The organism is Limosilactobacillus pontis DSM 8475 (assembly GCF_001435345.1).
In the GTDB taxonomy this organism is placed as follows: domain Bacteria; phylum Bacillota; class Bacilli; order Lactobacillales; family Lactobacillaceae; genus Limosilactobacillus; species Limosilactobacillus pontis.
Genome location: NZ_AZGO01000049.1, coordinates 82,593 through 103,549, shown reverse-complemented (window position 1 = coordinate 103,549; position 20,957 = coordinate 82,593). Strand labels below are relative to the sequence as shown.

Below are 20,957 nucleotides of genomic sequence, written 5' to 3'. Positions count from 1 at the left end.
TTAGGACAAGGAGAAAGAGAAATGGCAAGCAATTCTGATTCGATTTATTATGTTTTAACGAAGATCAAGCGACACCCGGAGTTGATCATGATGCAACAGCCGCGTTATACCAACACAATCATGATGGCAATTAATGATTCATTGAAGATCGCAGACGCGGGGTATTATTTTCCCAACCTGTCACTGATGGTTAACCGCCTATCAAATGACTTTGTGGCGAAGAACGAGGACCTGCTTGACGACTATTTTGCTAAGACCAACAGTGAGCAGCCGATTTACCACGACGTGTGGGTGACGACTTCGCACCTGCCGGCAAAGGGGGCCTACTTGCTGGAGTTATCATATGAATAAATCGGATTTCAAAAAATTTTAAAATTACAATTGACAGTATTGGACCGATAACGTATAATCATTCTTGTACGTTAGATGACATTGCCCGCTGGTCAAATTGGTTAAGACGTCGCCCTCTCAAGGCGGAGTTACGGGTTCGATCCCCGTGCGGGTGATTTTTAATCGCTTTAATGCTTTTATATCAGCTTAAAACGTTGATATAAAGGCATTTTTTGTTTTCCTGAAAATGTATTTTTCTGCAAGTGAGGGAAAAGTGCGGAAAATTTATTACTTCTTCTCAACAGGGGGGAGGGGCCGTCTATTTGGGCGGTTTTTTCTTTTGCCTCGCGGATCACCCCTTAAGAAGCAGCCGGGGAACACGTTTTTTAAGAACATGATGGAATGCGGCTTTCCTGGATGCCGAGAATTAAAATCATAATTGGGTCTTAAAAACCGCTGCCGTTAATGGTAAGCTTTCATTGTATTGGTTAAATTTTTGGACAAGTAATGATAAGTAATGGTGTTTTAAATTATGCGAATTAAGAATTTATTGATAATCATAGCAATTGTCGCCGCTGTCCTACTGGTCATGTGCTACGTTCGTCAGGTTAAGGATACGCGACGGGGTTATAACTACGTCAGTGGCAGCCGGGTCGCGGTGAACTGGCTGCTCGTCGTTCTTCTGGTCGGCAGTCTGGTGGGCATTGGGGTCACCTCGTTTGCCGGTCACAAGGAGAGCGCGGCGCCAGCCAAGAGCAGTCAGTCTTCCTCAGCAGTGGAGCCAACGGCCGATGATGATGAGGGCGACGTGATGCTCAAGTTTAAGAAGACGGCCCGCATGAACGATAACGGTGAAGCCAAGGTTAAGTTCCTAATCTCGGCAAAGACTAAGGTTGTAATCAAGGGGCACCGCAGCGGCGTGGTTGTGAAGACCTTCAAGCCAAGCAAGGGTGACGATACGGTTACCCGTTCGTTTGTCTTTGATACCCCGGGAACCTACGATATCACGGCTAAGCGTGGTGACAAGAAGGTTGTCAAGCGCCTGAAGGTCAAGGGACAATCAAACGATGAGTCGTCCGACAGCAGTAGCAGCTCATCCGCAATTAGTCAGTCATCAAGCAGCAGTGATCAATCGTCCAGTACCAGTTCAGATCAGAGTGATAGCAGTACTGCCACGAGCCAAAGAAATAGTGGTGGCAGCAGCAGGACGACCACGCGCCAGAGTAATGCTGGTTACACTGGTGGCAGTCATTACCGTGGTGGAAGCTATGGCGGTGGCCGTGGTAGTGGTAACAACAGCACTGAGGTTCCGCGGAGCGACAATAATGCCAATTCAGAAGGTACCGATAACCAGGGCCCGGCTGGTGGCGGTAATGTAACGCCAACGCCTGACGAACAGTAATAATCCATATCAAGTATCCGCTAGTGCGCGGGTGCTTTTTTATTTTAAATTTCCCAAAATTAGTAGTAAAATAATCAATCGTTATGCACCTAACTATTTTGAAAGGAGCAATGGGCATGGCGGTTTCCAATGAGGAGTTCTTTAAACGCCTCGCCGACCTGGTGAAGGACATCAACAGTACTATCCAGTGTGCGGCCCAGCCGTCCAACTTTCGGGGGCAGGGCCGGATCATCGACCTGATTGCCCACCACGAGGGGTGTGCGCAGCGTGAATTAGCCGTACTGGCAGGTGTCAAGCCGGGGTCGCTGACCGAGGTCTTAGAACGCCTGGAGCGCAACGGTTATGTGTCACGCCAGCGTGATGAACGGGACCGGCGGGTGATCCGGGTTGCCCTGACCACGCGTGGGCGCACCTTTCACGCCGACCTGGTGGCGAAGCGGACCGCGTTTGCCCGGCGCCTGCTTACGGACGTCAGCCCCAAGGAGCGCGAGCAGTTTATTCGGGTTGTCGACAAGATGCAGACCCAGCTCACGGATATGATGGCCAAAAACGCACAGCTGAAACGAAAGGGATGAAAAAAAGTGATTAAGATTGCCAAGAAAAACCTGGTTTGGTGGGCAAGCGCCCTGGCCGTAATCTTCCTGTTGATCCAGGTCGCCTGTGACCTCTACCTGCCGACGATTACGTCCGACCTGGTTGACAAGGGGATCATGCAGCAAAATATGCACTTTATCTGGCGTGAAGGGGGATTGATGCTGCTAGTTGCGGCTGTCGGACTGGTAGCCGCAGCCGGGAATGTCTACTTCGCCGCAACTCAATCGATGCAGGTGGGAGAGAAACTCCGCCGCCAGATTTTCAGTAGGGTGCTGCGGTTCTCCAGCAAGGAGGTTAACGCCTTTGGGGACTCCTCACTGATTACCCGGTCAACTAATGACATTGTTCAGATCCAGAATGTGATGGTGCAGGTACTCCGGATGATGCTTCAGTCACCAGTCATGCTGGTGGCGGCCTGCGTGCTCGCTTATGTCCGAGAACCGCGGTTGACCCGGGTTTTCCTGGTCAGTTTACCGGTCTTGGCGGTGGTCGTGATACTCGTGATGTACTTTGCGGTCCCACTATTCAAGAGCATTCAGCAGAAGACCGATAAGATCAACCTGGTCTTTCGCGAGGGCCTGACCGGAGTCCGGGTTATCCGGGCCTTTCGTCAGGAACGGCGGGAGCAGAATCGCTTTAAGGCAGCCAACGAGGACTACACCCAGACGGGGATCAAGGCCTTCACCCTGGTTTCCTTTCTTTTCCCGGTGATGACATTGATCCTCAGCCTGACCAATGTCGGTATCATCCTGCTGGGGAGCCACCTGATTGCCAATATGACAATGCAGGTGGGGAACCTGATCGCCTTCATGACCTATGCTACCCAGATCATGATCAGTTTCATGATGCTGTCGATGGTCTTTGTCTTTGTCCCGCGGGCCTCGGCTTCGGCTAGCCGGGTCAATGCGGTCCTGGAGATGCCGATTAGCGTTGCCGACCTACCGGCAGATCAGCAGGATAAAATCAATCCGGACCACCCAGCATCCCTTAGCTTTGACCACGTCGACTTCCGGTATGATGGGGCGGAGAAGCTTGCCCTCCAGGATCTTAACTTCAAGGTCCAAGCCGGCCAGACCCTGGCAATCATCGGGGGAACCGGGTCGGGTAAGTCAACCCTGGTTAACCTGATTCCGCGACTATTTAATATCGAGAGCGGGCGGATTGAGGTTGATGGCCAGTCGATCGAGCGGCTCAGTCAGCACGACCTTCACCAGGTGATTTCAATTACGCAACAAAATACGGTCCTATTCACCGGGACGATCCGTTCTAATCTTCAATTTGGTAATGCCCAGGCGACTGATGAACAGATGTGGCACGCCCTAAAGGTTGCCCAAGCAGCCGATTTCGTCAAGGAAGCCGGGGGCCTAGATGCGGTCGTTGAGCAGGACGGAAGTAACTTCTCCGGTGGACAACGGCAACGGCTGGCCATCGCCCGGACAATCATCAAGCCGGCCTCAATTTACATCTTTGATGATTCATTCTCGGCCCTTGATTTCAAGACTGACGCAAAGCTCCGCCTAGCCCTGCGCCAGGATAAGCAGATTCAGCGGGCCGTTACGGTAATCGTCGCCCAGCGGGTTTCTACCGTAGCCGATGCCGACCTGATCATTGTTCTTGATGATGGCAAGGTGGTTGGTCAAGGGACCCATGCCGAGCTGAAGGCCCATAACGAGACCTATCAGCAGATTGTTGATTCACAGATTCAGAAGGGGGATGAAAAGCGTGCGGCGCGCACCAGCCAAGACTAGAAAGGCCAAGCAATTTTGGCCGACAACTAAACGCCTGATCGACTACCTGCGGCCATGGAAGGTCGGGGTAATCTTTTCCATCCTTTTGGCGATTGTCTCGGTTATCCTTTCCATCATCGCCCCGAAGATCCTCGGTGAGGCCACGACGATTATTTACAATGGGGTGATGAGGGGCTACGCAGCGATCAAGGCCGGGCACCACCTGACCAGGTTACCGATTGACTTCCACCGGATCATGATTATCGGGGTGACGGTTGTCCTCTTGTATGTCTTCTCGGGGCTCTTTAGTTTTGCCCAGCAGATCATCATGACCAGGATCTCCCAGCGGGTAGTTTATAACCTGCGTCAGGACCTGGAGGAGAAGATGGGGCGGGTCCCGGTTAGCTTCTATGACACCCACAGCAATGGGGATATTATGAGCCGGATGGTCAACGATATGGACAACATTGCCGGAACCCTTCAGCAGAGCTTTATCCAGATCATCACCAGTGTGATCACCTTCGTTGGGGTCTTGATCCTGATGATCACGATCAGTTGGAAACTGACCCTGGTGGCGCTAATCACCATCCCGCTGAGTTTGGCCGTCGTTGCCTTCGTGGCACCGACCGCTCAACGACTGTTTAGTCGTCAACAGGCCGAACTGGGGAAGATCAACGGCCAGGTTGAGGAGACCTATGCCGGGCACACGATCGTTCGAACCTTCAATAAGGAAGCCGACGAGGAGCGCCAGTTTGCCGAGAAGAACCATAACTACTACCGGGCCGCCTGGAAGGCTCAGTTCTTCTCCATCCTGATCTTTCCCCTGATGAACTTCATCCGGAACCTTGGTTACCTGATGGTGGCGGTCGTCGGGGCCATTCAAGTTATTCATGGTCAGATCACCCTTGGTAACGTTCAGGCCTTCCTGCAGTATACCAACCAGTTCTCCCAGCCGATTACTCAGATTGCCAACCTGAGTAGTACCATCCAGCAGACGGTGGCCTCCGCCGAGCGGATCTTTACCGTCCTGGACGCGCCTGAGATGAATGAAGAACGGATCCCAGATAAACCACTGACCACGAAGCCGGTACCGAAGATTGCTTTCAAAAATGTCAAGTTCAGCTACCAGCCCAATGAGCCCTTGATTGAGAACTTTAACCTGGCAGCTCCGGCTGGACATATGGTGGCGATCGTTGGGCCAACGGGGGCTGGTAAGACCACCATCATCAACCTCCTGGAGCGTTTCTACGACATCCAGGGTGGGCACATTTACCTCGACGGACACGATACGCGGTCGATGAGTCGTCACGCCTTGCGTCAGCACATCGGAATGGTTCTTCAGGATACCTGGTTGTTTACCGGCACGATCATGGATAATATCCGCTTCGGTCGTGAAGATGCCAGCGATGAGGAGGTCTACCAAGCGGCTAAAATGGCCTACGCCGACAGTTTTATTCGTGAACTACCGGACGGTTACCAGACGGTCCTAAACGAGTCTGCTTCTAATATTTCCCAGGGACAGCGGCAGTTGCTGACGATTGCCCGGGCCTTCCTGGCCAACCCTGAGATCCTGATTCTCGATGAGGCTACCAGTTCGGTTGATACCCGGACAGAAGCCCTGATTCAGAGCGCCATGAACGCCCTGCAGAAGGGACGGACCAGCTTTGTGGTGGCCCACCGCCTGTCAACAATCCGCGACGCTGAGCAGATCATTGTGGTCAACCATGGTCACATCATCGAGACCGGTAACCATGACCAGCTGATGAAAGCCAACGGTTTTTACGCCGACCTGTACAACAGTCAGTTCATGGGTCAACCAATCTAGATTATCAAGTCGTCCAGTAAGGGCGGCTTTTTTTGTTTAAAGGTTGTAAAATGAAAAGGATATTTTAAAGGAGTGCGGATAGATGGAACGATATCAGAAAACAATCAAACAGCTGAATGACATGGTTAATGATGGGGTAGTGCCGGGGATGACCTACCTGATCTTCGACGGCAAACGAGAATGGCGGGCAAGTCGTGGCTGGGCCCAATTGAAACCAACCCGGGAGAAACTCCGGCCTAAAATGGTATATGACCTGGCTTCTCTGACTAAGGTGGTGGGGACTGTGCCGGTGGTCGCGATGCTGATCCAGGAGGGGCGTCTGGGATTGGATGATCCCGTTCAGCAGTACCTACCGGAGTTCGGGGATCCGCGGCCGACCATCCGGAACCTTCTGACCCACACTTCGGGGATCCGCGGCTATATTCCCCACCGTAACGCTTTGCCGGCGGATAGACTGATCACGGCCTTTCTTACCAGCCAGACGGTCGATAGCACCCTGAACCGGCAGATCCGTTATGCTGATGTTAACTATCTTTACCTCGGTTGGATTGTGGAGCGCCTCTGCGGTCGACCGGTTCAGGAGGTGATCGCCCAGCGGGTGCTGACTCCTCTAGGGATGAAGACGGCGACTTTTCAACCCGACATAACCAGTTCGGTACCAACGGAGATCCAGGATGGACGGGGACTGATTCGCGGCCAGGTCCACGATCCCAAGGGCTATATCCTGGGTACCCATTGTGGCTGTGCCGGTCTCTTTGCTGGTCTTAGTGACTTAGTAATATTCAGTCGGCAGCTGATCGAAAACCAGCTTGGCGGCTTACTCGATGCTAAAATAGTCGATGCGATGTTTATCGATCAGACCAGGATCCCCGGTCCCCACAGTCGATCGTTAGGCTGGAAGCTCCTTCATGATCAAGAAGACGGTCACCTCTTGATCAGCCACACCGGCTTTACTGGTACCTGGCTGATCCTTGATCGCCAAACTGACCAGGGCTTCATCTTCCTTTCTAACCGGGTACACCCGACCGCTGCCAACCAGGAGTACCTGAACCGGCGTGAGCAGATCTATGCGACCTACCTGCGTGAAAAGGTTAAATAAAAAGTTTGTGAAATTATTATTCAACTTTCATGCATACGATGGATACGGAATATGCAATCGGCCCCGGCACAGTGCATAAAATGAGGAGGCTGACTGAAATTGATACATCTACCTGTATAACTACACAAAAGATTGCCAAATAGGCATTTGACAACGGTTATAATCGTGTTATGATGTATTATGTAATCAAGTGAATCTCTTAAAGGAGTGATTGTATATGCAAAGTCCAATTCATGTAACATCTGAAATTGGAAAGCTGAAGACAGTTATGCTTCACCGACCAGGGCATGAAATTGAAAACGTCTACCCTGACATCCTTCACCGGATGCTTGTCGATGACATCCCATACCTGCCAATTGCACAGGAAGAACACGATTACTTTGCTGACACGCTGCGCAAGCAAGGAATTGAAGTATTATACTTCGCCAAGTTAGCCGCAGAAGCCCTGCAAGATAGTCAAGTTAAGGATAAGTTCCTTGAACAAATGCTGGCAGAATCCGGCTACGCAGCTGGTGCTGTCCACGACGCATTGAAGGAATACTTGCTGAGCATGGATACCCAAGCAATGGTTGACAAGATCATCGCTGGTGTTCGTAAGGACGAGATCGATGTTAAGTTTGTTTCACTTGCTGAAATGGCAGAAGACAAGGACTACCCATTCTTCATGGATCCAATGCCAAACACCTACTTCACTCGTGACCCACAGGCTTCCATTGGTGACGGTATTACCATCAACCACATGACCTTCAAGGCTCGTCAACGTGAATCTCTCTTCACTGAATACATCATCAAGTACAACCCACGTTTTGCAAACAAGGGCGTACATGTATGGCGTGATCGTTACCACGACACCCGGATTGAAGGTGGGGATGAATTGGTACTTAGTGACCACGTATTCGCCATCGGTATTTCACAACGGACGTCAGCAGATGCCATCATGGACATCGCACGGAACCTCTTCAAGGACTCCAACTACGATACGGTTATCGCTATTCACATTCCACACAACCACGCAATGATGCACCTTGACACCGTCTTCACGATGATCAACTACAACCAGTTCACTGTTCACCCGCAGATTCTGGATGAGCACGGTAAGGTTGACACTTACATCCTGCACCCAGGCAAGGACGGCGAGATCGAAATTAAGCACCGGACCGACTTACAACACGTTCTGGAAGAAGCGCTTGATGAACCAGAAATCGACCTGATTCCTACTGGTAACGGTGACCCAATCGTTGCTCCTCGTGAACAATGGAATGATGGTTCCAACACCTTGGCCATCGCGCCAGGTGAGGTTGTAACTTATGACCGGAACTATGTATCAAATGATTTGCTGCGTAAGCACGGAATCCTCGTTCATGAGGTTCGGTCAAGTGAATTGTCTCGTGGCCGTGGTGGTCCACGTTGCATGTCCTGCCCACTTGTTCGTGAAGATCTTAAAAAATAATTTTAGCTAACTAAAAGCAGCAAATTTTATCCACTATGACTCATAGACAATCACGAGGAAAGGGTATAATTTTGCTGCTTTTTCTAGTATTATTTAGGTGTAACCACTTTATTGAGAGGGACCGCGGATGGATCGAAAAGCGAGAAGGAAATTTATTGAGCAACTAGTCAATGATCGAAAGATTGAGACCCAGGATGAGTTGTTGCAACTTCTTACAGAGGCCGGAGTTGAGACAACCCAGGCGACCATTTCTCGTGACATTCATGCGCTTAACATTGTTAAGGCAAATGATGGCAAGGGACATACTTACTACGTCCAGTTGCATCTGGCTCCGGAACATGACTTTAACCGACTCTATCAGGGCATTCATGACAATGTCCGGACGATCGAAACGGTGCAGTTCCTAAATGTCGTCAAGACGGCACTAAATTCGAGCTACGCAACGATTCTAGCGGGGATGTTCGATGAACTTGATATTCCAGAAGTTGTCGGAACAATCGCGGGGAATGACACCTTGATCATTATTAGCAAGGATAATGCGGATGCCAAACTGGTCTATAATCTGATTACAAAGCACATTAACGCACGTATTGTGTAGAAACGAGGGGATTTTGATGGATACTGAGAAAAAAGGTATCGGTAAGGGCGAATTAATTGCCCTGATTGTTAGTTCATGTATTGGTACTGGGATATTTGGGATCACTAGTGATGTCTCAGCTGCCGCTGCACCAGGTCCAGCACTGCTCGCCTGGGTATTTGCAGGTTTAGGTTTCTTGATGTTAGTTCTCTGTCTGAACAACTTATCCGAAAAGCGGCCAGATCTTGAAGCCGGGATTTTCTCTTATGCCGGCGCTGGCTTCGGACCAATGGGTGAGTTCATCTCTGGTTGGTCCTACTGGCTCTCAGCATGGCTGGGTAATATTGCCTTTGCCACGATGCTGATGGCTTCTCTGGGGACCTTCTTCCCCGTATTTAAGGGTGGTCAGAACGTTCCGTCAATCATTGTAGCTATTATTTTCTGCTGGTTATTGACTATTCTGGTTAACAATGGTGTTGAAACGGCCTCATTTGTTAATATGATCGGGACGATCTGCAAGGTTCTGCCACTGATTATCTTCATCATTATTATGATCGTCAGCTTCAAGAGCGGCATGTTTACTGCCGACTTCTGGGGCCGGGTTGCCAATAACGCATCGAAGGGTACGACCACTGGTTCTACCTGGAGCCAGATGAAGGGGACCCTGATGACCCTGATCTGGGTATTTATCGGTGTTGAAAGTGCCTCCGTCATGGGTCACCGTGCTAAGTCACGGAAGGATGCCCAAGCAGCGACCCTGATTAGTTACGGCCTCCTGGTATTAGCCTACGTATTGATCTCCATCCTGCCTTACGGTGTCCTGACCCGGGCTCAATTGGCCGGCATGGGTCAACCAGCCATCGGTCACGTTCTTCAAATGACCATTGGTAACTGGGGTTCCATCCTGATCAACGTTGGTCTGATCATCTCCACCATTGTTTCCTGGCTGTCATGGACCATGCTGCCAGCCGAAACGACGATGCTGGTTGCCGATGATAAGGCAATGCCAAAGCTCTGGGGTGACACTAACGCTAAGAACGCCCCAACGGCTTCCCTGATGATCACCGGTGTACTGCAAACGATCTTCCTGTTCTCCCTGCTGTTCACGCAAAAGGCTTACGAGTTTGCTTATTCCCTTTGTGCCGCAGCTATCCTGTTCTCCTACCTCTTTGTTGGCCTCTACCAGATGAAGTACAGTAAGGAAAACGGTGAATGGGGTCAGTTTACGATCGGTCTGCTCTCCGCTGCCTTCATGTTTGCATGCATGTTCTTAGCTGGTTGGCAAGAAGTTCTGCTGGTTTCCATCAGTTTCATTCCTGGTTTCTACATCTACTACCTGGCATGCAAGGAGAATAACCACAAGATGACGACCGCTGAAAAGTGGGTTATGACGTTGATCCTGGTATTGTCCGTTGTTGCCATCTGGCTTGTTGCTAATGGAACGATTGCTATTAGCTAATTAAGCGAGTAAAATAACAACTAAATATTTAGTGAATTGAGGTGATTGAGGTGAAAGACAAGGAATTAAACTTGTTTCTCTTAATCACCTTAATTATTGGAACAATCATCGGTGGGGGGATCTTCAACAGCCCCACCGATTTAATCTTAAAGTCTAACCCGCTGGCCGCTGTTCTGGCCTGGTTGCTTGGTGGCTTTGGGGTTTTGATGTTGACCCTGGTTTTCTATGAGTTATCGGTCCACAAGCCGGAGCTGACTGGCGGAATCTATACCTACGCCAAGCAGGGGTTCGGTAACTATGCCGGTTTCAACTCCTTCTGGGGCTACTGGATTGGCTCGATCTTTGGTAACATCGCCTTTATCACGCTCTTCTTTAAGACCGTGAACAGCATGCTGGACAGTCACCAGCTGTCGCCTTTGGGCTGTTTTATCGGCGGTAGCATCATCATCTGGCTCTATGCCCTGATCGCCTGGCGGGGGATCAAGGGGGCCAGCATCCTGAATGCGGTGATCACAATTGCTAAGATCTTGCCACTCCTCTTGGTTGTGGTGGTCTGCATCGGGCTCTTTCACTGGGGGACTTTCACCGTACCACATTGGACGACGATCCTGGCTTCTACCCACCAACCAGTTGCTCTACCACACCAACTTGGTGCAGCAATGAGCACGATTGTTTGGTGCTTTGTCGGGATTGAGGCGGCGGTCTCCATGTCACGACGGGCCAAAAAACCGGCTGACGTGGGGCTGGCCACGGTGATCAGTTTTGTGATCGTCCTGATTCTCTACATCGTCATTTCGGTGATTCCGATGGGGATCCTCCCAGCTGACCGGCTGGCCAAGGCCGCGGTGCCGTTGGCAACGGTCTTGGAGGCTACCCCGATCGGAATGGTGGGGGCCGACATTATCAAGATCGGCCTACTAATCTCGTTGCTGGGGGCCCTGCTAAGCTGGTACATGATTGGGCCGGAGATTGCCTATGTGACCAGCATGGATCACGATATGCCACGGCCATTCTCCCTGGTCAACAAGCATGACATTCCTGGGTTCTCCCTGATTGTCTATACCTTGCTGATGCAGGTCTTCCTGGTCGTTCTTCTGGTTCCGCAGCTCCAAAAGGCGTACACGATTGCCTATACCCTAGCGGCGGCGATGACCTTGGTGGCATACCTACTCTCGGCCTTGTACGGCCTTAAGGTGGCCTTTTGCGAGGGGCAGGGGATCTTCTTCAAGACGGTGGCACTCTTAGCCAGTGTCTACTCGGCTTACACCCTATTTGCTTCAGGAATTGAGTACGTTTTTGCTAGTGCCCTAATTTTTGCGCTGGGGATCCCGCTTTTCATCAAGTCGGCGAACCAGCTTAACCATCGTGAGCGGGTGGCAATGGTCATTATTGCCGTCCTCGGGGTGGCGGCCCTGATCCTTATCCTGGCCGGTAAGATTAAGTTTTAAGAGATGCTAAAAGGCTGTCACAAGACTCATTGGAGTCCTGTGGCAGCCTTTTTATCATAGCTTTAATTTCTGTTTAAGCTGGACCACTGGCGAACGATGACAGTTTCCGTCAGGGTAAGAATACTGATCAAGAGAATTGAATAGTGGTTGGGTAGGATGATGAGGGCTAGGATAAATACCCAGGAGAGCCAGTTCCAGGCCCGTTCGATCCGTAAGATCCGCTGGAGGCGCTGGCGGCTAGCGACCTGGGGATGGTGCTGGGCGACAAACTGGAGGAAGAGGTATAAACGAACCTCGTAGAAGCTCTCAGCCAGAAAGATTAGGGTCAGCCCAAAACTTAGTAATGATTCCACAAGGTCCTCCTTAGAAGGTTGGTTTGACTTTAAGGGCTTCCTGATTGCTGAAATCGGCGTCTGGGTACTTATTCTTTAGCGCGCGCAGGAGCAGGGTCTTGGCGATCTCCCCGTTCCGGGTCAGAATTGGGCCGTGGAAGTAGGAGCAGTAGGTCGACTTATAGATGGCCCCCTCGGTATGGTCCTCACCATTGTTTCCGTGCCCGGTGACGACCATCCCCAGGGGCTGCTCGTCCTTACCGAGGAAGGTCCGGCCGTTGTGGTTTTCAAAACCATGGTATTCCTGACCGGTTTCCGGATTCTTGATGGTGATGTCACCGATGAAGCGGTTATTGTCCTGACTGAGGGTGTAGTGGTCGAGAATCCCGAGTCCCGGGATCTTCTCACCGTTGGCACCGATGTAGTAGTGACCCAGCAGCTGGTAGCCACCACAGATGGCCAGCATTGGCTTATTATCATTGATAAACCTGGCGAGCCCGTCCTTCTTGTTAGGCAGGTCACGGGAAACCACAAGTTGTTCATAGTCCTGGCCGCCACCAAAGAGGGCTAGGTCGAAGTCGTTAGGATTAAACTGGTTGTCGATGCTGATGACCTCCACTGCAATGTCGGCGTTCATTTGCTTAGCATAGTAACGCAGGGCAATGATGTTACCGACGTCGCTGTAGGTGTTTAGTAGGTCACCGTAGAGATGGGCGAGTCGAAGATAATACTTTGCCATTAGTCCATTCCACCTTTCTTGATGTATTCCTTCTCGGCCAGGAGCTTGCGTAGCTGGAGCATGGCCGTGTAACTGGCCAGGATGTATACGTGCTTAGTTGGCATCTGTTTGATCTTGTCAACGACCTTGGTCAGGTCCGGTTCGTGCCAGACGTTGTCGATCCCCGCCATCGTCAGCCGGGTAGTAATATCCTTGTAGCGCTCGCCCCCGGTCATGTACTGGGGAATCTGGTGGGTAGCCAGCTTCTCAAAGTTGCCGTCCCAGATCCAACTGGTGTCGATCCCGTCGGCATAATTGGCGTTGAGGAGGAAGGCAAAACTAAATGGCTGCGGATCGGTCTCAATCATGTCGAGGACCTGGTTGAGGCCCACGGGGTTCTTGACCAGGATGATCGTAACCTGCTTACCGTCGACATTGATGATCTCCTGACGACCGAAGACCCGTTCGTCGGATTCGAAGGCGTGCTTGATCTGCTCAGGAGCTACCCCCATGAAGCGGCCCAGGGAGTAGGCAGCCAGGGCGTTGTAGATGTTGTAGAGTCCACCGATACCGATTGTGTACTGATGGCCGTCGATCTCAAAGGTCGAGTTGGTTGGCGTCAGCTTGTCGAGCTTGGTGACACTGTAGGTCAGCTCCGGGCGCTTGAAGCCACAGTGGGGGCAGAAGTAGTCCCCCAACCCGGCATAGGTCCGCATGTGGTACCGGAGGATGTGCTGACACTTCGGACAGAGCAGACCATCGGTGTTGGCTGGGGCGTTGAAGGCCGGGTGGTGTTCATGGTTGAAGCCGTAGTAGATGATCGGGTTGGGCAGGTCCTTGCTGTGGAAGAGCTGCTCATCCCCGTTGGCAATGATCGTCGCCTTGGGGGCCAGCTTGACCCCGCGGAGGATCTTCTTGTAGGTTGTGTAGATCTCCCCGTAGCGGTCCATCTGGTCGCGAAAGATATTGGTAAAGACGAAGGCCTTCGGGGTGATGTAGCGGCAGACGATCGGCACGTTGGCTTCGTCGACCTCCAGCACTGCCAGCCCCTTCTTCTTGGCACGGGGAGCGGTAATGAAGGTCGTCACGATTCCCTGTTCCATGTTGGAGCCGGTGGGGTTGGTGAGTACCTGGTCGTACTTTTCTCGCAGAACGCGGACGCTCAACGCGGTGGTCAAGGTCTTCCCGTTGGTCCCAGTGATGATGACCAGGTCGTACTTCTGGCTGAAGGACTGGAGAATGTTGGGGTCGAGCTTGAGGGTGAGCTTGCCGGGGAGGGAGCTGCCACCGTGCATGAAGGTGTGGAGAAACCAGTAGCTAGACCGGCCAGCAAACTCAGCAAATGAACTTCGAATTGACATCGCGACAATTCCTTTCTTATATAAGATTAAATACTGTTTAATTTTAAGCTTTACGACCGTAAAAGAAAAGCGATTCGCCTAAAATACTTTACCCGATCCGCGGCCCCGGGAACGGTTAGTATTTAAAAGCACCATGATTTTGGATATAATAAAGGGTACTATGCAATAAAAGGAGTATATCCATCGTGGCACAGCTATTTTTTAAGTATGGTGCAATGAACTCGGGTAAGTCGATCGACATCCTGAAGGTTGCACACAACTATGAGGAGCAGGGCAAACCGGTGGTCCTAATGACCAGCGGTGTCGATAATCGGTCAGGGCAGGGTGTGATTGCCAGCCGGATCGGCCTTAAGCGTCAGGTGACCCCGGTCATGGATGACACCAATATTTATGAGTACGTCAAGGGGGTTGACCACCCGGTCTACTGTGTGCTGATTGACGAGGCCCAGTTCTTGAAGAAACACCACGTTCTTCAACTGATCAAGATCGTCGACGAGCTCAACATTCCGGTGATGACATTTGGCCTGAAGAACGACTTCAAAAACGAGTTGTTTGAAGGTTCCAAGTACTTGTTGATCTATGCTGACAAGATTGAAGAGATGAAGACCATCTGCTGGTTCTGCCCCCACAAGGCGACAATGAACTTGCGTATTCACGATGGTAAACCGGTCTACGAGGGTGAGCAGGTACATATTGGCGGTAACGAATCCTATTATCCCGTTTGCCGCAAGCACTACTTTCACCCCCTACTAGACCAAGGACAGGAGGAATAACTTTTATGGAAATGAAGGACATCTTCGATAAGTTGCAGGCGGTGGCGGACCGCTACGACGAATTGAATGAATTGATCAGTGACCCGGCCGTGATCGCCGACTCCCAGCGCTTCATGAAGCTTTCCAAGGAGGAGGGGAGCCTGCGGGAAACCGTTGAAAAGTATGACGAATACAAGAAGGTCACCCAGACGATCACTGATGACGAAGAAATGCTTCGTGAGATTGATGACCCTGACCTGACGGCACTGACCAAGGACGAGCTGAGCGATGCCAAGGACCAGCAGGCCAAACTGGAGAAGGAACTGGAGGTACTCCTGATTCCAAAGGACCCGAATGATGACAAGAACATCATCATGGAGATCCGTGGGGCCGCCGGTGGTGACGAGGCGAGTCTCTTTGCCGCCGACCTCTATAACATGTATCTCCACTATGCTGAGCGCCAGGGCTGGAAGGTCGAGGTTGTCGACAAGAATGAGACCGAGGTTGGGGGCTTCAAGGAAATTGCCCTGATGATCACCGGGGACAAGGTCTACTCCAAGCTAAAGTTTGAGAACGGGGCCCACCGGGTGCAGCGGGTACCGGTGACGGAATCCGCCGGCCGGGTCCACACTTCTACCGCCACGGTTGGGGTGATGCCCGAGGCCGAGGACGTCGACGTGGAACTGGACCCGAAGGACATCCGGGTGGACGTTTACCGTTCCAGTGGTGCTGGTGGTCAGCACGTCAACAAGACGTCGTCCGCGGTCCGGATGACCCACCTGCCAACCGGGATTGTGGTTGCCATGCAGGATGAACGTTCCCAGCAGCAGAACCGGGCCAAGGCTATGCGGATTTTGAAGGCCCGGGTCTACGACTACTACCAGCAGAAGGAGCAGAGTGCCTACGACCAGAAGCGTAAGGATGCCATTGGGACCGGTGATCGCTCCGAGCGGATCCGGACCTACAACTACCCGCAGAACCGGGTGACGGATCACCGCATTGGGCTGACCCTTAACAAGCTGGATAAGATCATGGCCGGCGACCTCGACGAGATCATCGAGGCCCTGATCGTGGCCGACCAGACCAAGAAGCTGGAACAGCTGCGTAATGAGTAAGACTGGACAAACCTATTTTGCGGCCCAGCGTTGGGCTAAGGAGCAACTGGCAGGGACGGACGTCGATTCCGCGTCGCCCCAGTTCTTACTGCAGATGCACCACGGCTGGGACGCCACCCACCTGCTTTTACACAACCGTGACCAGATGCCAGATGATGAACAGGCCTGGTTTTACCAGGCAGTCCGGCGGCTTCTGGGACATGAGCCGGCCCAGTATATCGCCGGTCAGGCCCCGTTTTACGGCCGGACCTTTACCGTCACCCCGGATGTTTTGATTCCCGAGGCGGAGACGGCCGAGCTGGTGGACTGGGTCCTGACCACGGTGCCTGATCGGCCATTATCGGTTTTGGACCTGGGAACGGGTAGTGGGGTGATCGGAATTACGTTGGCCCTGGAGCGTCCCCACTGGCGAGTAACGTTGAGCGATGTTTCACCGGCAGCCTTGACGGTAGCCCAGCAAAATGCCGGCCACTTTGGATTGGACCTGCCGGTGGTTGAGAGTGACCTCTTTGCTGGCATGGCTGACCAGCGATTTGATCTGATCGTGACCAACCCGCCCTACATTGACCCGGCGGCAACCAGTCTGATGGACACGGCGGTGTTGAAGTATGAACCGGACCTGGCCCTGTTTGCCGATGAGGCCGGTCTCGGCTTTTATCACCGCCTATTTACCCAGGCGGGGAACCACCTAACCAGGACTGGCCAGCTCTTTGGTGAGACCGGTTTTGACCAGGAACGGTCGATTCAGGACCTACTTCACCGGTGTGACCGGCAGGCACAAATTGAGACCCGCCATGATGTGGCAGATAAGATGAGGATGATACACGTATGGGATTTTTCAGGCGCAGGAGGAAATTAGCAAGAATGGATACCAAGATTTTTCAATTGAGCGAAATTGACCAGGCGGCCGCCGCCATCAAGGCCGGCCAGCTGGTGGCTTTCCCGACCGAGACTGTCTATGGCCTCGGGGCTGACGCGACAAACGAGGATGCCGTTAAGAACGTTTACCTGGCCAAGGGCCGGCCGAGCGACAATCCGCTGATCGTTCATGTTAACTCGGTCGCAATGGTAGAACAGTACGCGGCCGAAATTCCGGATAATGCCCGTAAGTTGATGAAAGCTTTTTGGCCGGGTTCCTTGACAATCATTCTGAAGATCAAGAAACACGTCCTGTCCAAGACGGTCACCGGGGGGCTGAAGACAGTGGCCTTCCGCTTTCCGGATTGCCAGCCGACCCTTGACCTAATCGCTAAGGCGGGCGTACCAATGGTTGGTCCATCGGCCAACACGTCCGGTAAGCCGAGTCCCACCACGGCCCAGCACGTCTACCATGACCTGCATGGTAAGATTGCCGGGATTCTGGACAACGGACCAACCCGGGTTGGGGTCGAGTCAACGGTCCTCGACATGTCAACGGATCAGCCAGCGATCCTGCGGCCGGGTGCGGTCACCAAGAAGGACATCGAGAGCGTGATCGGCTCGATCGATGTTAACCACCATAAGGTTGGCAAGAACGAGACCCCCAAGGCGCCGGGAATGAAGTACAAACACTACGCTCCCAACGCCCAGGTCTACATCGTCGATGAGGGGACTGACTGGGGGGACGTGGTTAAGTGGATCCAGGCCCAACCCTTTGACGTCGGGATGATGGCCGAGGAGCAGCTCCTCCAGCAGGCGACCCTGCCGATGAATGCGGTCCAATTCTCCCTGGGGACCGGGGTTAAAGATGCCAGCGCCCGCCTGTTTGACGGTCTGCGCCAGTTTGACGACCAACCAAACGTCAAGGCGATCGTCACCCAGGCCTTTCCTGCCCAGGGACTCGGCGGGGCCTACATGAACCGGCTCAACAAGTCCGCCGGCGGGGTCCATTTCGATCCGGCAATGCTCAGGTAAACCGCGGTAAATTAACAGTTTGAATAATTGTGAGAAGGTGGGCAAAGAGGTTTTGTCACTTCTCATTTTTTTTGGTAGAATAGAGAAGAAATTCAAAGGAGTGTATTAGGCATGGGCAAGTTTGAAGTAATTGATCACCCACTGATTCAGCACAAGTTGACGATGATTCGGGATAAGAACGTCGGAACCAAGTTTTTCCGGGAAACGGTGAAGGAGATCTCAACCCTGATGGCCTATGAGGTGGCACGGGACATGCCGCTCAAGGACGTTGAGATCGAGACACCAATTGCCAAGACCACCCAGAAGGAGCTGGCCGGCAAGAAGGTTGCCATCATCCCGATTCTGCGCGCTGGTCTGGGGATGGTTGATGGGATGACCGACCTGATCCCAGCCGCTAAGATCGGGTTCATCGGGATGTATCGTGACGAGACGACCCTGAAGCCACACGAGTACTTCGTCAAGTTGCCAAACGACATCACGGAACGGCAGCTGTTTATCGTTGACCCGATGCTTGCCACCGGTGGTTCCGCAATGATGGCCATCGAAGCGCTGAAGAAGCGGGGTTGCCAAGAGAAGAACATGAAGTTCGCCTGCCTGGTTGCCGCACCAGAAGGGGTCAAGGCCGTTCGGGAGGCCTACCCAGACGTCGACATCTACACCGCCGGGCTCGATGACCACCTCAATAAGGATGGCTACATCGTTCCTGGTTTAGGGGATGCTGGTGACCGGCTCTTTGGGACCAAGTAATGATCCACGATTGCCAAGAAGTGTTTACGAAGATCATAAGATTTCCGTAAACACTTTTTTGTTTTGGAAATGATAGTAGAATGACAACTAATAATTCGTAAGGGAATGTCGAAATTGACTAATGCTGCATGGCTGCGCAATAAACGCTGGCTGCTAGTAGGATTATTCCTTCTTGGCCTAGTTTGCGTGGCCTTTACAATGAATAACCAGCGCTTCTATCGCCGGCCGATTGCTAGGGTAGTCAAGGTGACGGCCGTGGGACACCCGCGGCGGACCAGTGACCAGTTCAAGAACGTTGACCACCAGTATGACCAACGGATCGTAGCCGTGATGGAGAACGGGGCGCACCGGGGACAGCGGGTCCTTCTCAGTAATACTTACAGTGACTCTCGACCGATGGACCAGCGCTACCGGGTTGGTAACCAGGTCTTCTTGAGTCAGGTGCGTCGGCACGGCAGGCAGCTCTCGGCCAACATCACCGGTTATAAGCGGGACACGGTCCTGGTTACACTGGCCTGGCTGGTCGTCTTTCTTCTCCTGGTGACGATGGGGAAGGCCGGGGCCTGGGCACTGACTAGCGTGCTGGTCAACGCCCTCCTCTTCGTTCTGGCGGTGGAACTTGACCTCCGCAATAACGGTGAGCATATCATGGGGATCTTCAGTATCCTCACGATCATCTTTGCCTTCGTCAGCCTCCTCCTGGTTCTGGGGCCGAGCAAGAAGATGCTAGCCACCTTCAGTGCGACCGTGATCGGGACCTTTGCCGCACTTGGCGTCAGCCTCCTGGTCTTCTCCTGGACCCACCAGCGGGGGATCTACTACGAGTCGATGCAGTATGTTACCCAGGTGCCGCGCCCACTCTTTTTGGCCGAGACTCTGTTGGGATCGCTGGGGGCAGTGATGGACGAATCCAGTGACATCATTGCGACCCTGTTTGAACTCAAGCAGCTGGAGCCGGCTGTTAGCCCACGCCGGCTGTTCATGTCCGGGCGCAATGTCGGCAAGTCGATCATGGGGCCACTGATCAACGTCCTCTTCCTGATCTTTATGGCTGACACCTTCACCTCCAGCCTTCTCTACATTAAGAACGGGAACTCTTGGGGCTACACCTTCGCCATGAATATGAGCCTGGGGACCGTCCAGAGCCTGGTTTCCGGAATCGGAATTGTGCTGGCAGTGCCCCTGGTCAGTGCCTTTGGGGCGTTACTATTAGGGAGGCGATCATAGATGACAACGATTACTGCACTTGGCCTGGTTCTGATGGTCCTGATGATTCTGGTCGGTGGCCGCCAGGGGTGGTCTGCCTTCCTCAGTCTCCTGCTTAACTTCGGCTTTCTCTACTTTGCAATGGTCCTGATCGCCTTCCACGTTCCGCCACTCTTTGTCACGGTGGTCACGGGGATCACGATCTTGGCGATCACCATCTTCATGGGGGAGGACGACCTACGGACCACGGTGACCGCCTTCTATGCGTCGCTGATCGTCATGGCCCTGTTAGTCGTCTTCATCATTCTGGTCGAACACTGGGCCATGGTTCAGGGCTTCGGGACCGAGGACAGTGACGACCTGGAGGGAATGTCGATTCTGATTGGGATCAGCTATCTGAAGGTCGCCGTGACGGTGACCGTCCTGAGTACGCTCGGGGCAATTGCGGAGGCCGCCATGGCGATTTCCTCGGGGCTGACCGAGGTCTTGGAGAACCATCCAGACATCAGCAACCCCCGCTTGATTAAGAGCGGGATGGCGATCGGTCGCCAGATTATCGGGACGACCTTCAACACCCTCTTTTTCGGGGCCTTCGGCGGCTTTTTGGCCCTCTTCATCTGGTTTGCGGGCCTCCACTATTCCCTGGGGACAATCATGAACAACAAGATCTTCGTGGCCGAGATGCTGGAGATCCTGATCTCCTTCATCGGCGTCCTGATCACGGTGCCAATGACGGCCTGGGTGATGACCAGGCGGCGAAACCACCTGGCTGATGGTCATGATCAACATGAATGAATAACGTCAATACGAGGCTGGGAAATAAGCTTCTCGGCGCCTTGTACGGCTAGCCTAGGACGGAGGTTGACGTCGGCCTTCGTTCGTAGTCAAATAGACTTGCTACGCTGCGCTAGGCGCTAAGGGT

General features: G+C 52.7%; 20 protein-coding genes and 1 tRNA gene. 18 read left to right on the top strand and 3 right to left on the bottom strand.

Annotated features, from left to right (window positions below):
• Positions 1 to 21: 21 nt before the first annotated feature.
• The 11 genes from FD34_RS04515 to FD34_RS04465 all read left to right on the top strand — a co-directional run bounded on the left by FD34_RS04515 (position 22) and on the right by FD34_RS04465 (position 11,911).
• Positions 22 to 351, top strand: a complete 330-nt coding sequence (locus tag FD34_RS04515; RefSeq protein ID WP_057807184.1) for a hypothetical protein — start codon at positions 22 to 24, stop codon at positions 349 to 351.
• An 82-nt stretch (positions 352 to 433) separates the two neighbouring features.
• Positions 434 to 506 (top strand) — tRNA-Glu (locus tag FD34_RS04510).
• A gap of 374 nt (positions 507 to 880) precedes the next feature.
• Entirely contained in the window at positions 881 to 1,732 is an 852-nt protein-coding gene (locus FD34_RS04505) for a hypothetical protein (RefSeq protein ID WP_235805986.1), read from the top strand.
• Between the two features lie 116 nt (positions 1,733 to 1,848).
• Positions 1,849 to 2,307 carry a MarR family winged helix-turn-helix transcriptional regulator gene (locus FD34_RS04500; RefSeq protein WP_057807180.1) on the top strand — a complete coding sequence of 153 codons (459 nt, stop codon included), beginning with the start codon at positions 1,849 to 1,851 and terminating at the stop codon, positions 2,305 to 2,307.
• A gap of 6 nt (positions 2,308 to 2,313) precedes the next feature.
• The gene (locus FD34_RS04495) at positions 2,314 to 4,074 is read left to right on the top strand and encodes an ABC transporter ATP-binding protein (RefSeq protein ID WP_057807178.1); all 1,761 of its coding nucleotides are present in this window, start codon (positions 2,314 to 2,316) and stop codon (positions 4,072 to 4,074) included.
• Positions 4,040 to 5,878 (top strand): ABC transporter ATP-binding protein, encoded by a 1,839-nt coding sequence (locus FD34_RS04490; RefSeq protein WP_057807176.1) that lies wholly within the window; start codon positions 4,040 to 4,042, stop codon positions 5,876 to 5,878. The genes FD34_RS04495 and FD34_RS04490 overlap by 35 nt, the downstream gene beginning before the upstream one ends.
• A gap of 82 nt (positions 5,879 to 5,960) precedes the next feature.
• On the top strand, positions 5,961 to 6,977 hold the full coding sequence (locus FD34_RS04485) for a serine hydrolase domain-containing protein (protein ID WP_057807173.1): 1,017 nt from the start codon (positions 5,961 to 5,963) through the stop codon (positions 6,975 to 6,977).
• A gap of 217 nt (positions 6,978 to 7,194) precedes the next feature.
• Positions 7,195 to 8,427: an arginine deiminase gene (arcA, locus tag FD34_RS04480; protein WP_057807171.1), complete on the top strand. Its 1,233-nt coding sequence runs from the start codon at positions 7,195 to 7,197 to the stop codon at positions 8,425 to 8,427.
• A gap of 127 nt (positions 8,428 to 8,554) precedes the next feature.
• Positions 8,555 to 9,025, top strand: coding sequence for an arginine repressor (locus FD34_RS04475; protein WP_057807169.1), 471 nt, complete (start codon positions 8,555 to 8,557; stop codon positions 9,023 to 9,025).
• Between the two features lie 16 nt (positions 9,026 to 9,041).
• Positions 9,042 to 10,463 carry a basic amino acid/polyamine antiporter gene (locus FD34_RS04470; protein WP_057807167.1) on the top strand — a complete coding sequence of 474 codons (1,422 nt, stop codon included), beginning with the start codon at positions 9,042 to 9,044 and terminating at the stop codon, positions 10,461 to 10,463.
• 50 nt (positions 10,464 to 10,513) lie between these two features.
• Positions 10,514 to 11,911, top strand: a complete 1,398-nt coding sequence (locus tag FD34_RS04465) for an amino acid permease (RefSeq protein WP_235805985.1) — start codon at positions 10,514 to 10,516, stop codon at positions 11,909 to 11,911.
• Between the two features lie 62 nt (positions 11,912 to 11,973).
• Here the strand turns inward: FD34_RS04465 and FD34_RS04460 are convergent, their stop codons facing one another.
• Genes FD34_RS04460 through FD34_RS04450 form a run of 3 tightly spaced genes read right to left on the bottom strand, consistent with a single transcriptional unit; the run spans position 11,974 to position 14,322 of the window.
• Positions 11,974 to 12,264, bottom strand: coding sequence for a hypothetical protein (locus FD34_RS04460; RefSeq protein WP_057807164.1), 291 nt, complete (start codon positions 12,262 to 12,264; stop codon positions 11,974 to 11,976).
• A gap of 10 nt (positions 12,265 to 12,274) precedes the next feature.
• Complete coding sequence (locus FD34_RS04455) at positions 12,275 to 12,982, bottom strand: type 1 glutamine amidotransferase (RefSeq protein WP_057807162.1); 708 nt, start codon at positions 12,980 to 12,982, stop codon at positions 12,275 to 12,277.
• Positions 12,982 to 14,322, bottom strand: coding sequence for a Mur ligase family protein (locus tag FD34_RS04450; protein ID WP_057807160.1), 1,341 nt, complete (start codon positions 14,320 to 14,322; stop codon positions 12,982 to 12,984). Before FD34_RS04450 ends, FD34_RS04455 begins: the two co-directional genes overlap by 1 nt.
• A 185-nt stretch (positions 14,323 to 14,507) precedes the next feature.
• On the opposite strand from FD34_RS04450, the gene FD34_RS04445 reads away from it, so the two are divergent.
• The 7 genes from FD34_RS04445 to FD34_RS04415 all read left to right on the top strand — a co-directional run bounded on the left by FD34_RS04445 (position 14,508) and on the right by FD34_RS04415 (position 20,830).
• Complete coding sequence (locus FD34_RS04445; protein WP_057807158.1) at positions 14,508 to 15,095, top strand: thymidine kinase; 588 nt, start codon at positions 14,508 to 14,510, stop codon at positions 15,093 to 15,095.
• Between the two features lie 11 nt (positions 15,096 to 15,106).
• Positions 15,107 to 16,189 carry a peptide chain release factor 1 gene (gene prfA / locus FD34_RS04440; protein WP_191980200.1) on the top strand — a complete coding sequence of 361 codons (1,083 nt, stop codon included), beginning with the start codon at positions 15,107 to 15,109 and terminating at the stop codon, positions 16,187 to 16,189.
• Positions 16,182 to 17,048 (top strand): peptide chain release factor N(5)-glutamine methyltransferase, encoded by an 867-nt coding sequence (gene prmC, locus FD34_RS04435; protein WP_057807154.1) that lies wholly within the window; start codon positions 16,182 to 16,184, stop codon positions 17,046 to 17,048. The genes prfA and prmC overlap by 8 nt, the downstream gene beginning before the upstream one ends.
• 5 nt (positions 17,049 to 17,053) lie before the next feature.
• Positions 17,054 to 18,082 carry an L-threonylcarbamoyladenylate synthase gene (locus FD34_RS04430; protein ID WP_057807152.1) on the top strand — a complete coding sequence of 343 codons (1,029 nt, stop codon included), beginning with the start codon at positions 17,054 to 17,056 and terminating at the stop codon, positions 18,080 to 18,082.
• A gap of 111 nt (positions 18,083 to 18,193) precedes the next feature.
• Positions 18,194 to 18,829, top strand: coding sequence for a uracil phosphoribosyltransferase (upp, locus tag FD34_RS04425; RefSeq protein ID WP_057807151.1), 636 nt, complete (start codon positions 18,194 to 18,196; stop codon positions 18,827 to 18,829).
• Positions 18,830 to 18,943: 114 nt separating this feature from the next.
• Positions 18,944 to 20,056 (top strand): YibE/F family protein, encoded by a 1,113-nt coding sequence (locus FD34_RS04420; RefSeq protein WP_420814143.1) that lies wholly within the window; start codon positions 18,944 to 18,946, stop codon positions 20,054 to 20,056.
• Positions 20,057 to 20,830, top strand: a complete 774-nt coding sequence (locus FD34_RS04415) for a YibE/F family protein (RefSeq protein WP_057807147.1) — start codon at positions 20,057 to 20,059, stop codon at positions 20,828 to 20,830.
• Positions 20,831 to 20,957: the final 127 nt, after the last annotated feature.